Annotated in this window: 11 protein-coding genes; 5 read left to right on the forward strand and 6 right to left on the reverse strand. The window is 73.8% G+C overall.

Annotated features, from left to right (window positions below; all coding sequences use genetic code 11):
• Positions 1-18: 18 nt before the first annotated feature.
• The 6 genes from GA0070611_RS29575 to GA0070611_RS29600 all read right to left on the reverse strand — a co-directional run bounded on the left by GA0070611_RS29575 (position 19) and on the right by GA0070611_RS29600 (position 6612).
• Positions 19-555 carry a DinB family protein gene (locus GA0070611_RS29575; RefSeq protein ID WP_091671697.1) on the reverse strand — a complete coding sequence of 179 codons (537 nt, stop codon included), beginning with the start codon at positions 553-555 and terminating at the stop codon, positions 19-21.
• Between the two features lie 60 nt (positions 556-615).
• A complete protein-coding gene (locus tag GA0070611_RS29580) occupies positions 616-2160 on the reverse strand; it encodes a glycosyltransferase family 39 protein (RefSeq protein ID WP_231921262.1) in 1545 nt (514 codons plus the stop codon).
• A 59-nt stretch (positions 2161-2219) separates the two neighbouring features.
• Positions 2220-2711 carry a universal stress protein gene (locus GA0070611_RS29585; RefSeq protein WP_091671699.1) on the reverse strand — a complete coding sequence of 164 codons (492 nt, stop codon included), beginning with the start codon at positions 2709-2711 and terminating at the stop codon, positions 2220-2222.
• A gap of 3 nt (positions 2712-2714) precedes the next feature.
• Positions 2715-4334 carry an MDR family MFS transporter gene (locus GA0070611_RS29590; protein ID WP_091671701.1) on the reverse strand — a complete coding sequence of 540 codons (1620 nt, stop codon included), beginning with the start codon at positions 4332-4334 and terminating at the stop codon, positions 2715-2717.
• Positions 4335-4447: 113 nt separating this feature from the next.
• Positions 4448-4885, reverse strand: coding sequence for a MarR family winged helix-turn-helix transcriptional regulator (locus GA0070611_RS29595; protein WP_231921263.1), 438 nt, complete (start codon positions 4883-4885; stop codon positions 4448-4450).
• A gap of 14 nt (positions 4886-4899) precedes the next feature.
• Complete coding sequence (locus GA0070611_RS29600; protein WP_091671703.1) at positions 4900-6612, reverse strand: alkaline phosphatase D family protein; 1713 nt, start codon at positions 6610-6612, stop codon at positions 4900-4902.
• Between the two features lie 147 nt (positions 6613-6759).
• Between GA0070611_RS29600 and ftsY the strand changes: the two genes are divergently transcribed.
• The 5 genes from ftsY to GA0070611_RS29625 all read left to right on the forward strand — a co-directional run bounded on the left by ftsY (position 6760) and on the right by GA0070611_RS29625 (position 13264).
• The gene (ftsY, locus tag GA0070611_RS29605; protein ID WP_091671705.1) at positions 6760-7950 is read left to right on the forward strand and encodes a signal recognition particle-docking protein FtsY; all 1191 of its coding nucleotides are present in this window, start codon (positions 6760-6762) and stop codon (positions 7948-7950) included.
• A gap of 7 nt (positions 7951-7957) precedes the next feature.
• Complete coding sequence (locus GA0070611_RS29610; RefSeq protein ID WP_197675822.1) at positions 7958-8821, forward strand: phosphotransferase; 864 nt, start codon at positions 7958-7960, stop codon at positions 8819-8821.
• A gap of 221 nt (positions 8822-9042) precedes the next feature.
• Positions 9043-10452: an ammonium transporter gene (locus tag GA0070611_RS29615; RefSeq protein WP_091671708.1), complete on the forward strand. Its 1410-nt coding sequence runs from the start codon at positions 9043-9045 to the stop codon at positions 10450-10452.
• A gap of 25 nt (positions 10453-10477) precedes the next feature.
• Positions 10478-10816, forward strand: a complete 339-nt coding sequence (locus GA0070611_RS29620; protein ID WP_174537509.1) for a P-II family nitrogen regulator — start codon at positions 10478-10480, stop codon at positions 10814-10816.
• 72 nt (positions 10817-10888) lie between these two features.
• On the forward strand, positions 10889-13264 hold the full coding sequence (locus tag GA0070611_RS29625) for a [protein-PII] uridylyltransferase (RefSeq protein ID WP_407940462.1): 2376 nt from the start codon (positions 10889-10891) through the stop codon (positions 13262-13264).
• The last annotated feature ends 47 nt before the right edge of the window (positions 13265-13311 follow it).

Raw genomic sequence — 13311 nt, forward strand, 5'->3', positions numbered from 1 at the left:
GGCGTCGACCTGCGGCGGTCAGTCCCCGGTGACGCCGTCGATCCGCTCGCGGATCAGGTCGGCGTGGCCGTTGTGCCGGGCGTACTCCTCGATCATGTGCACGTACACCCAGCGGACGCTGATCGTCCGGGTCTCCGGGGTGCCGTCCCGGCGGTTGCGCTGGAAGGTCTGGTCCAGGGAGATCCCGGCGGCGGCGCTGCGGGCGGCGGCGACCTCGGCGAGGTAGGTGGCGAAGGCCTGCTCCGGGTCGGCGTCGGCGATCGCGTTGAGGTCGGCGTCCGGGTCGTCCTGGTCGTCGTAGAGGCCGGGGATGTCCTCACCGGCGGCGCGGATGCGGAACCACCAGCGTTCCACGTCGGCCATGTGCCGGACCAGACCGAGCAGGGTCAGCCCGGACGGCTCGACGCTGGCGGTACGCAGTTGCTCGGCGGTCAGGCCGGCGCACTTGTGCAGCAGGGTGTCGCGGTGGTAGTCGAGCCAGCCTTCCAGCATGGTGCGCTCGTCGGCGACGTACGGCTCGTGGCGGCGGTCGATCTCGGGTGCTCTCCAGGTCATCGGGACATCCTGGCCGGTCCCGGAGTGCCGCGCGACCCCGTTTCGCCGGGTCGGCGCGGCTCAGTCGTAGTGCAGGAAGCGTGGCCAGAGCACCGGCAGGGACGCCATCGGCCGGCGGCACACGGCGACCGGTCGCCCCTGTTCCTCGTTGTCGATGTCGAGCCCGTGATCGAGCCGCGCGGCGATCCGGCAGGAGCCGAACCAGGTGGCCACGACGCCACCGTCCTCGCCGAGGCCGAACAGCACGACGACCGTCGTGTCGCCGGGCGGCACGGCGAGCCGGTGCAGCTCGTTCTGTCCGCTGTAGAGCCGGTCGACGGGTAGCCCGTACCGGGCTCCGTACCGGTCGATCGCACCGTATTCGCCGTAGTTGCCGGTGATCAGCACCGCGTGTGCCCGGTCCGCCGAGGACAGCGCCGCCCAGACGTCGGCGACCTGGCGGACGTACCGGGGCCAGCCGATCTGGTCCCGGGTGACCTGGTCGGCCGCGGCCAGTCCGAGCCGTTCCTGGACCGACAGCGGGAACACCGGCAGGGCGAAGGCCGTCGCCGCCACGGCGTTCAGCGCCACCGCGGCGGTGACGAGGCGGCGGCGCCGGGCGACCCGGTCGATCCACTGCTCGGCCGGCAGCGAGCCCACCGCGTGCAGGGCCAGCACCAGGCCGGCGGTGTAGTACGGCTGGGCGGCCAGGACGAGCAGCGCGACGAGCATCAGCGCGTACCCGGGGACCAGCGCCCGGATCGGCCGCAGCGCCGGCCGCCGCCACGCGGCGACCAGACCGGCCACCACGACCGGCAGCAGCGGCAGACCCACCGTGACCAACTGGAACGGCAGCAGCAGCGTCCTGGCCTCGGCGCCCTTGTGCTGGCGCAGTGCCTCCGCCATGGTGAGCTGCGGAAAGTCGTTCGCGACCTGGTAGACGAGGTTGGGCGCGCCCACCGCCAGCGCGAGCGCCGCGCCCGCCCAGCACCACCGGGAGCGCAGCAGCGACCGGGGGCCGACCGCGAGCACCGCCAGCACGAGCGCGGCCACCAGCAGCCCGATCAGCAGTTTGAACCACAGTCCCACGCCCACCGCCAGCCCGGCGGCCAGCCACCAGCGCGGTTGCGCCCGCAGCGCCGCCCGCAGGACGCACAGCAGCACGGTCAGCCAGACCACCAGGTCGACCGACGCGGTGATCAGGACGTGTCCGAAGAGGAGCCCGACGGTGCCGGCGACGCCACAGGCGGCCAGCGTCTGGCCGAGCGCCCCGGCGCCCACCTCGCGGGCGACGAGTGCCAGCAGCACGGCCACCGCGACCGCGGCGAGCACGGCCGGCACCCGCAGTCCCCACACGCTGTCGCCGAAGACGGCGGTCGCGGCCCGGGTCAGCAGGGGCGTGCCGGGCGGCTGGTCCACGTAGCCCCACGCGGGGTGCCGACCGAGCACCCGGAAGTACAACTCGTCCCGGTGGTAGCCGTAGGCCGGCGCGGTCGCGGCCAGGAGGGCCGCCACCGCCGCCGCCACCAGGCCGACCGGCAGCCGGGCGAAGGGCCGGCGGGTGATCGACGCGGCTGCCCGGCCCGACTCGTCAGCCGGCCGGGCGGCGGCCACGGAAGACGTCACAGCGCCCGAGGCTAGCCAGTGGCCGGCGGGTTGTCAGTCGGCCCGACGTCTCCGGCCGCTCAGGGCACCACGACGACCGGCCAGCGGCCGGTGCGCACCAGGCGGTTGGCGACCGAGCCGACCAACCGGTGCCCGGCCTGCTCGGACGAGCCGACCACCACCAGGTCCGCGCGGTGCTCGTCGGCCGCCGTGCGCAGCTCGGTGTACGCGTCGCCGCGCCGGCACAGGAAGGTCACCGGCAGGCCCAACTCCTCGGCCCCGCGCCGGCACTCGTCACGCAGCTCGGCGGCGAGCTCGTCGTGGGTCTGCTGGACCGCCCCGGCCACCACGCCGGAGATCATCCCGCTGTACGGGGCCGGCGAGCTGACGAAGACCACCACCAGGCCGGCGCCCTGCCGGCGGGCGAGCCCGGCCGCGTAGGCGGCGGCGCGCAGCGAGGTGCGGCTGCCGTCCACCCCGACGAGGACCACCCGCGGCCCGTCCGTGCCGCGTTCGAACGGCAGCGGACGGGCCTGCGGGCCGTACTCCTCACGATCGACAGGAGCGCTCATGGCTCAGTCCCGCGCTCCGGTGCGGACCACCGCCGCGCCCGCGCCGACGGCGACCGTGGACTCCGGCTCGACCTCGGCGGAGACCGCGTCGCCGGTGTGCCGGCGCAGCGGCACCTCCTTGATGAACAGCACCGCGATCAGGGCGACCAGCCCGAACGGGGCGGCGGCCAGGAAGATGTCCCCGGCCCCGTGCCCGTACGCGGACTCGACGACCGCCCGGATCGGGGCGGGCAGGGCGTGCACGTCGGGCAGCGCGCCGCCGCCGCTGGAGCTGGGGGCCGGGATGCCCAGTCGGCCGAGCCCCTCGGCCAGGTAGTCCTTGACCTTGTGGCCGAGCACCGCGCCGAGCGCGCTGACGCCGATCGCGCCGCCGAGGCTGCGGAAGAAGGCCACCACCGAGCTGGCCGCGCCGAGCTCGTGGGCGTCGACGGTGTTCTGCACGGCGAGGACCAGGTTCTGCATGGTCATGCCGAGCCCGAGACCGATCAGCGCCATGAAGACGGCGAGCCGCCAGTACGGGGTGTCCACCCGCATCGTGCCCATCAGCGCGAAGCCGACGGTGAGCAGGGCGGAGCCGGCCACCAGGTAGCGCTTCCAGCGCCCGGTGTTGGTGATGATCCGGCCGACCACGGTCGAGGCGACCAGCAGACCGCCGATCATCGGCAGCGTCATCAGGCCGGACATGGTCGGGCTCTCGCCGCGGCTGATCTGGAAGTACTGGCCGAGGAAGACCGAGGCGCCGAACATGCCGACGCCGACCCCGACGCTGGCGATGACGGCGAGGGTGATGGTGCGGTTGCGGAACAGCCGCGGCGGGATCATCGGCTCGGCGGCCCGCTGCTCGACCCGGATGGCGAGCGCCCCGAGCAGCAGCGCCCCGGCCACCATGGCGGCGCTCTGCCAGGAGATCCAGTCGTACTTGTCGCCGGCCAGGGTGACCCAGATCAGCAGCACCGAGACGGCCGCGGTGATCAGCGTGGCGCCCCACCAGTCGATCTTCGCCGGCCGCTTGACCACCGGCAGGTGCAGGGTCTTCTGGAGCACGATCAGGGCGAGGATGGCGAACGGCACGCCGACGTAGAAGCACCAGCGCCAGCCGAGCCAGTCGGTGTCGACGATCACGCCACCGATCAGCGGGCCGCCGATCGTGCCGACGGCCATCACCGCGCCGAGGTAGCCGCTGTAGCGGCCGCGCTCGCGCGGCGAGATCATCGTCGCCATGATCACCTGGGCCAGGGCGGTGAGACCGCCGGCGCCGACGCCCTGCACCACGCGGCAGGCGATGAGCTGACCGGTGGACTGCGAGATCCCGGCCAGCACCGAGCCCAGCACGAAGATCGTGAGGGCGAGCTGCACCAGGATCTTCTTGCTGGTCAGGTCGGCGAGCTTGCCCCAGATCGGGGTGGTGGCGGTGGTGGCCAGCAGCGTCGAGGTGACCACCCAGGTGTACGCGGACTGGGTGCCGTGCAGCTCGGTGATGATCCGCGGCAGCGCGTTGGAGACGACCGTGGAGGAGAGGATCGCGACGAACATGCCCAGCAGCAGGCCGGAGAGCGCCTCCAGGATCTGCCGGTGGGTCATGTCGACGGCGGTCGCCCTGGTGGGCGCTGTCGCCTGCGTCATCGTGAAGTGCCTCCGGAACATGTCGGGGAAGGGTTGCCTCGGGCAACCGTAGGTCTTGGTTGCCCCAAGCAACAACCCGACGTGGCGCAGGTCTTATTCCCGGCCCGACCGGCTCAGAAGGTCTCGTTGAACCGGTGCATCAACCGGGCGAAGTCCTCGACGTCCTGTTTCGGCCAGCTCTCCAGCGACCGCCGGATCTGTCCGAGTCGGGCCGCCCGGGCCGCGTCGAACCGCCGGGTGCCCTCGTCGGTGAGGCTGAGCTGGGCCGCCCGCCGGTCGCTCGGGTCCGGGTCGCGGCGCACCAGGCCCAGCGACTCCAGACCGTTGATCTGCCGGCTCAGCGTGCCCTTGCCGATGCCCAGCTTGGCGGCCAGGTCGGTCAGCCGGATCGAACCGGACCGGCGCAGCCAGAGCAGCAGCCCGTACGCGTTCGGCTCCAGGTTGGGATGCACCTCGCGGGCGATCTCCCAGGACAGGGCGCGGCCCCGGCGCAGCAGCGCGGTCAACTCGTGCTCGACCGCGCGCAGGGCCTCCGGCAGGTGCTCCTCCACGGGGGAGAGCGTACTCACGAATCCTGGCTGAGCCGCCGCCGCGCCACCGTGCGCAGATGGCCGTCGCTGGTGGTGCCCTCGATCACCACCTCCGCCTCCCGGCCCCGGTGGGTCAGGGTGGCGATCGCGTTGCCGAAGTACGGGCCGGCCAGCTTCTTCCAGCGCACGAACGGGCGACGTACGCCTGCCGAGCGGGCCAGCGCCCGGGCGGCCCCGGCCGGCCCCGGGTTCCAGCCCAGCGTCATCAGCGGCCGCATCGCGGCCGGCACCTGGTTGTGGATCGGCGAGCAGGTGAGCTGGTGCACCGGCGTGCGGACGCCCCGGTCGGCGAACCGGGCCCGGGCCACGTACGAGTGGTGCACGTCCCCGGAGAGGACGCTGATCGAGGCCGGGGCGGCGTACGCCGGACCCGCGCCGACCCGGTCGCCCGGCCGCGCGGCCCGGCCGCTGCCCAGCCGGGCGAAGAGCTCGCCGAGGGCGTCGAAGGAGCGCCGGAACGAGCCCCAGTGCTCCAGGTCCCAGGCCCGGCGCATCTGCTCGGCCAGCTTCGCCACCATTGGCCGGGGCGAGTCGGCCAGCTTCTCGTTCCACGCCTCGACGTGGTGGATGCCCGGCGGCAGCAGCCAGGGCAGCGAGGCGCCGACCACGAGGTGGTCGTAGACGCCGTGCGCCCGGTCGAGGAACCAGGACCACTCGCCCGGCGGCAGCATCGCCCGCTGGCCCGGCTCCAGCACCCGGCTGGACCGGTTGTCGAGCATCACCAGCCGGGTCCGGCCCAGGTCGAGGGCGTAGCTCCACTGGTACTGCACGGCCCGCCAGCGCTCGGTGTCGTGCGCGACGTCGGCCTCCTGGTCGACCCGCTCGCCGAACTCGTGCAGCACCCCGGTGGCGTCCTCGGCGGCGATCACCTTGGCGTACACCGGGTCGGCCGCGATCTCGTCCGGGGCGAGGTTGCCCAGGTGCTGGTAGACCCAGTACGAGGCGAGCCCGCTGCGGATCCGCTCGGCCCACCAGGGCTGCTCGCGCATGTCCGCCCGCCACGACTTCGAGGTGTTCCAGTCGTCGATCACCTCGTGGTCGTCGAAGATCATCACGCTCGGCACGGTGGAGAGCAGCCAGCGGATCTCCGGGTCGCGCCAGGACTCCAGGTAGAGCTTGGTGTACTCGTCGAAGCTGACCACCTGGGTCGCCGGGGCGTCCTTCGGCCGGCGGCGGCGCCGCTTGAGCAGCTTGCGCACGGTCGGCGAGGTCTCGTCGGCGTAGACCTGGTCACCGAGCAGCACCAGCAGGTCGGGCAGCGCCGCCGGGTCGGGCGTGGCCATCGCCCGGCGGGCGTACGCGTCCAGCGCGTCCGGGGGCAGCTTGCGGGCGGTCGAGTGCTGGGTGGTCTCCCGGCAGGAGCCGAAGATCAGCGAGACCGGCTGGTCCCGGTCGTCCTCGGCCCGGGTCCGGATCACGCTGGGCGGGAAGCCGTTCGCCGGCACCGGCCAGGCGACCTCGTCGTCGATCAGCACCTCGTAGGTGGTGACGCTGTCCGGGGTGAGCCCCTCGACCACCACGAGCGCGTAGTGGTGGTCGTACGCGGAGAAGGTGGGCGCGCTGCCCCGGGCGCCGGCGGCGGTGCGGACCGTCACCACGGCGGGCGCGCTGGTCTCCACCCAGACGGTCGCCCGCGTGCCGACGACCCGCCGCAGCAGGGGACCGATCAGCAGGCGGGAACTGGGCACGACGCACCTCCGACAAAGATCATTTGGCCGTTCTCTACCCGGCCGGCGGTTGCGGTACGCCTTCCAGTCGCGAGCGTACCCGCAGCTCGTTCACGTGCCGAGGCGGTGAGTGGGACGCGGTCGCCGGCATCTGACAGGATTTCGGGCATGAAGGAATACCTCCTCGTCGCACTCGCCCTGCTGGTGGCGCTGATCGTGGGCGGCCTCAGCCTCGTGGTGCCGAAGCTGCGCCGGCGTCCCGAGCCGCCGCTGCCCGAGACGGAGGTCGACACCCGCGCCGAGGAGGACCTGGCCGGGCCGCCGGTCGAGGCGGCCGAGTCGGACCTCTCCACCGGCGTGCTGGTCGAGCCCCCGCCGGTGGTCGAGGCGCCGGCCCCCACCATCGAGGTCCCCGAGCCCACCGCCGGCCGGCTGGTCCGGCTGCGCTCCCGGCTGTCCCGCTCGCAGAACGTCTTCGGCAAGGGCCTGCTCGGCCTGCTCAGCCGCGACCACCTGGACGAGGACGCCTGGGAGGAGATCGAGGACAGCCTGATCACCGCCGACGTCGGCCTCGACGCCACCCGGGAGATCGTCGACCGGCTGCGCGAGCGCACCCGGGTGCTCGGCACCCGCTCCGCCGGCGAGCTGCGCACCCTGCTCGCCACCGAGCTGGTCACCGCGCTCGAACCCGAGCTGGACCGGTCGCTGCGGACCGCGCCGAAGGAGGGCGTGCCCGCCGTCGTGCTGGTCGTCGGGGTCAACGGCGCCGGCAAGACCACCACCTGCGGCAAGATCGCCCGGGTGCTGATCGCGGACGGCCGGACCGTGCTGCTGGGCGCGGCCGACACCTTCCGCGCCGCCGCCGCCGACCAGCTGGAGACCTGGGGCGGTCGGGTCGGCGCGGAGACCGTCCGCGGGCCCGAGGCCGCCGACCCGGCCAGCGTCGCCTTCGACGCGGTCAAGCGCGGCATCGACACCACGGTCGACACGGTGCTGATCGACACCGCCGGCCGGCTGCAGAACAAGATCGGCCTGATGGACGAGCTGGGCAAGGTCAAGCGGGTGGTGGAGAAGCACGGCCCGATCGACGAGACCCTGCTCATCCTGGACGCCACCACCGGCCAGAACGGCCTGGAGCAGGCCCGGGTCTTCACCGAGGTGGTGAACGTGACCGGGGTGGTGCTGACCAAGCTCGACGGCACCGCCAAGGGCGGCATCGTGATCGCCGTGCAGCGCAAGCTCGGCATCCCGGTCAAGCTGGTCGGCCTGGGTGAGGGCCCGGACGACCTGGCCCCGTTCGACCCGGCCCAGTTCGTCGACGCGCTGCTCGGCACCGAGCCGCTCGCCCGGGACGCGTAGCCTCGACGTGACCAGCGACGATCGCGCCTACGCGGGGTGGCGCGACCCCAGCCAGCCGGCGCCACGCCTCGGGAGACCGTACGTGACTTCGCAGGAGATCCCGCTGCACGGCGGGAACGTCAGCACCGTGGTCCGGGTGGGCGACACGGTCCGGCGCAACGCCGGCCCCTGGACACCCTCGGTGCACGCCCTGCTGCGCCACCTGGAGTACGTCGGCTTCACCGGCGCGCCCCGCGCCCTCGGCATGGACGAGCGCAACCGGGAGGTGCTGTCGTACCTGGAGGGGGAGTGCGGGGAATATCCGCTCGCCCCGCACTGGGTCACCGACGAGGCGCTGGTGACCGTGGCGACCATGCTGCGGATGTTCCACGACGCCCAGTACGGCTTCACCCCGCCGCCGGGGGCGGTCTGGCGCTCGTTCGGCCCGCCCCCGCCGGACACCGAGGTGATCTGCCACCACGACGCCGCCCCGCACAACGTGATCTGGCGGCCGGACGGCACCCTCGGGCTGATCGACTTCGATCTGGCCTCCCCCGGCGCGCGGATCTACGACGTGGCGTACGCGGCCTGGACCTGGGTGCCGATCTTCTCCGACCGGGACTCGATCACCCTCGGCTGGAAGCACCCGGACCGGCCGCGCCGGCTGCGGCTCTTCGCCGACGCGTACGGGCTGATCCCGCGCGACCGGCACCGGCTGATCCGGACCATCCGCAAGCGGATCGTCGACCACGTCGAGGGCATCCGCCGGATGGCGGCGGCCGGTGAGCCGGCGTTCGTCCGGATCGTGCACAAGGGGCACCTGCGCCGCCCGATGCGGGACCTGCGGCTGCTCGACTACGAGCGGCACGCCCTGGAGTACGCGCTGCGCTGACGCGAGAAAAAGGGGAAGGAGAGGCCGTCGTGGCCCCTCCTTCCCCTTTTCCGTAACCAAGATCGGCGTTCTTCACATGCCGGAAACAACCCGTCACGCGTCGGAAATCGAGCGGTGTCGGTGAAGGAAACAGCCGCCGACCAAGCTTCCGCGCATCCGGCGTACGGGCGACGCTGCCCCGGAAGCCGCGAGGGAGGGAACTTCACCTTTAGGAGGCCAGCGTGCCTGAAGCACCGACGATCGACGGCGGCAACACCGTTTGGCTGCTGGTTTCGACCGCTCTCGTGCTGCTCATGACCCCCGGTCTGGCGCTGTTCTACGGCGGCCTGAACCGGGCCAAGGGCGTGCTCAACATGATGATGATGAGCTTCTCCGCCATCGGGCTCATCTCTGTTCTGTGGTGGTTCTACGGCTTCAGCGTCGCCTTCGGGACCGACGTGAACGGCCTCTGGGGTGACCCGGGGGCGTACCTGGGCACCAAGACGTTCCTCGCCGAGACCGACCTGTGGGGCGCCACGGCGGAGAACCCCAGCGGCATCGGTATCCCGCTCTACGTCTTCATGGCGTTCCAGATGGTCTTCGCGGTGATCACCGTCGCGCTGATCAGCGGCGCGATCTCCGACCGGGCCAGGTTCGCCGGCTGGCTGATCTTCGCCTTCGGCTGGGCCACCCTGGTCTACTTCCCGGTCGCGCACTGGGTGTGGGGCGGCGGCTTCATCGGCGCCAAGCTGCACGCGCTCGACTTCGCCGGCGGCACGGCGGTGCACATCAACGCCGGTGCGGCGGCGCTCGGCGTGGCCCTGGTGCTCGGCAAGCGGATGGGCTGGCCCCGGGAGGGCATGAAGCCGCACAACATCCCGCTGGTCGCGCTCGGCGCCGGCCTGCTCTGGTTCGGCTGGTTCGGCTTCAACGCCGGCTCGGAGCTGACCGTCGACTCGGTCGCCGGCCTGGCCTTCCTGAACACCCAGCTCGCCACGGCGGCGGCGGTGCTCGGCTGGCTCGCGGTCGAATGGATCAAGGACAAGAAGCCGACCATGGTCGGCGCCTCCTCGGGCGCCGTGGCCGGTCTGGTCGCGATCACCCCGGCCTGCGGTTTCATCGCCCCCTGGGCGTCGGTCCTGCTCGGCATCGTCGCCGGTGCGGTCTGCGCCCTCGCCATCAGCCTGAAGTACAAGCTGGGCTACGACGACTCGCTCGACGTGGTGGGCGTGCACTTCGTCGGTGGCTGGATCGGGTCGCTCTGGCTCGGCCTCTTCGCCACCACCTCGGTCAACGGCGCGATCAGCGACGTGGTGGGCGCATCCGACGGCCTCTTCTACGGCGGTGGCCTGACCCAGCTCGGCCGGCAGGCCGCGGCCGGTCTGGTCGTCACCGTCTGGTCGTTCGGCGTGGCCTGGTTGCTCGCCTTCGGCATCGAGAAGACCATCGGGTTCCGGATCGGCACCGAGGCCGAGGTGGAGGGCATCGACGTGGCCGAGCACGCGGAGAGCGCGTACGACCTGTCGCCCACCACGGGCAGCAGCGGCGGCGCGTTCGCCCTGGCCGGGATCGGCGCCGGCAAGCCGGCCCCGGAGGCGGCCGCGGCGGCGGACGAACCCGCCGAGCCCGTCAGCGAGAAGGTCGCCGGTTAACGTTCCTGGGATGGAGGGGTTGGACATGAAGCTGGTGACCGCGGTCATCAAGCCGTACCAGCTGGACGCGGTGAAGGAGGCCCTGCACGCCCTCGGCGTGGCCGGCCTGACCGTCAGCGAGGTCCAGGGGTACGGCCGGCAGAAGGGGCACACCGAGGTCTACCGGGGTGCCGAGTACACGGTCGAGTTCCTGCCCAAGATCCGGGTCGAGGTGCTCACCGACGAGATCGACGTCGACAAGATCGTCGACGCCATCGTCGGGGCCGCCCGGACCGGCAAGATCGGTGACGGGAAGGTCTGGGTGACCGGGGTCGAGGAGGTCGTCCGGGTCCGTACCGGCGAGCGCGGCCTCGACGCCCTGTAGGAAGGCCGGCCGATGACCTCGTTGATCAAGAAGGACGCGTTCGGACAGCCCGGCGACGGTGACGCGGACCATCTGATCAACGGGGTCGTCGGCCTGCCCGGGGGGATCGGGGAGGCGGCCCGGCGGGCCCGCGCCGAGGCGTTCGACCGGTGGCTGGCCACGTTGCTGCCCGAGCGGCCCGGGATCGCGCTGGTCGCGGTCGGCGGGCTGGGCCGGCGGCAGTGCGCCCCGTACGGGGACCTCGACCTGGTGCTGGTGCACGCCGGGGTGGCCGGCACCGACGAGCTGGCCGCGAAGCTCTGGTACCCGATCTGGGACGCGGGCCTGCGCCTCGACCACTCGGTCCGCACCGTCGCCGAGGCGCTCTCGGTGGCCCAGGACGACGTCAAGGTGGCCCTCGGGCTGCTCGACGCCCGCTTCGTCGCCGGGGACCGGGCGCTGGCCGACCAGCTCAGCCGCACCGCCACCGACCACTGGCGGCGCACCGCGGTGCGGCAGCTGACCGGGCTGCGCGAGATCACCACCGCCCGCTGGGCCGCCCACGGCGAGCTGGCGTTCCTCCTGGAGGGCGACCTCAAGGAGGCCGCCGGCGGGCTGCGCGACGTGGGCCTGCTGCGGGCCATCGCCACCGCCGGCGTGACCGACGCGCTGCGCCCCGCCGTACACGCCGCGCACCGCCGGCTGCTGGACACCCGCGACGCCCTGCACCAGCAGGTCGGCCGCCGGGTCGACCGGCTCCTCGCGCAGGAACGCGACGGCGTCGCGGCGCTGCTCGGCCTGCGCCGGCTCCCGCCCGGCCCGGTCGACGCCCCGCCCGCCCGGGCCGGGGCCGATGGTGCGCCCCGGTCCGAGGGCCACCCGGACCGCGCCGAGCTGCTGACGGACGGCGGGGACGGGGACGCGCTGCTGCGCCGCGTCGCCGGGGACGCCCGCACCGTCCGGCACGCCCTCGACGACGCCTGGCGGGCCGCCGACCGGCTCCGTGCCGGCCGCCGCCGGGGCGCCGACGGCCGGCCGCAACGCCGCCCGGTCGCCCGGGACGTCGTCGAGCACGACGGCGAACTGGTGCTCGCCCGCACCGCCATCGGGGCCCGCCCCGACCCGAGCCTGTCGCTGCGGGTCGCCGCCGCCGCGGCCAGCACCCGGCTGCCGATCGCCCGGGCCACCTGCGAGTGGCTGGCCGCGTACTGCCCGCCGCTGCCCGCGCCCTGGCCGCCGGCCGCCCGCGCCGCGCTGATCACCCTGCTCGGGGCCGGTCCCGGCCTGGTGCCCGCCTGGGAGACCTGCGACCGGTACGGCCTCATCGACGGCTGGCTGCCCGAGTGGACCCGGCTGCGCAGCCTGCCCCAGCACAACCCGGTGCACCGGTTCACCCTCGACCGGCACCTGGTGCAGACCGCGTACGAGGCCAGCCGGCACACCCGCGACGTGGACCGCCCCGACCTGCTGCTGCTCGGCGCGTTCCTGCACGACATCGGCAAGGGGCTGCCCGGCGACGGTGCCGCCGGGCGGGCCGGCAGGCATGAGCCCGCCGGCACCGTCGCAGACCACAGCACGGTGGGCGCTCCGCTGGCCGAGGCGGTCGCCACCCGGATCGGCCTGTCCGCCACCGACGCGGCGCTGATCGGCACGCTGGTCCGGCTGCACCTGCTCCTGCCCGACGTGGCCACCCGGCGTGACCTGTCCGACCCGAAGACCGTCGCCGGGGTGGCCGAGCGGGTCGGCGACACCACCACCCTGGACCTGCTGCACGCCCTGGTCCGCGCCGACGCGGCCGCCACCGGGCCGGCCGCCTGGTCGGAATGGAAGGGACGACTGGTCGCCGAGCTGGTCGCCCGGGTGCGTACCGCCCTCGACACCGGCGTGCTGCCCGCCCCGCCGGCCCCGGACCCGGCGCTGGTCGCCGGGCCGCTGCCGGTCGTACAGCTCACCGAGGACCGGGTGGCGGTGGCCGCGGCGGACCGGCGCGGGCTGCTCGCCACGGTGGCCGGCTGCCTGGCCCTGCACCGGCTGGAGGTGGTCTCCGCGGACGCCTCCACGGTCGACGGCCGGGCCCTGGTCGAGTGCCGGGTGCAGCCGCGCTACGGCCTGGCGCCCGACCCGATCGCGCTCGGCGCCGACCTGCGCCGCGCCGTCTCCGGCGACGTCTCGGTCACCCAGCGGCTGCGCGGCCGGGCCCTCGCGGCCCGCAGCCAGGGCGCCGCCCCCCGGGTGGTCTGGCACCGGGCGGCGGCCACCGACGCGGTGCTGCTGGAGCTGCGCGCCGCCGACGCGGCCGGCCTGCTCTACCGGGTCGCCGTCGCCCTCGACGAGGCCGGCGCGCAGGTCCGGGCGGCCCGGATCGCCACCCTCGGCGGCGACGTGGTGGACACCTTCTACCTGGTCGGCGGCTGGCCCGCGGAGGCGGACCGCGACCGTATCGAGGCCGCCGTGCTGGCCGCCGTCTGACCCGGGTACGTCCGGGGACGTACGCCGAGCGCCGCCGCCGGCACGAC

Source organism: Micromonospora auratinigra (assembly GCF_900089595.1).
GTDB lineage: Bacteria > Actinomycetota > Actinomycetes > Mycobacteriales > Micromonosporaceae > Micromonospora > Micromonospora auratinigra.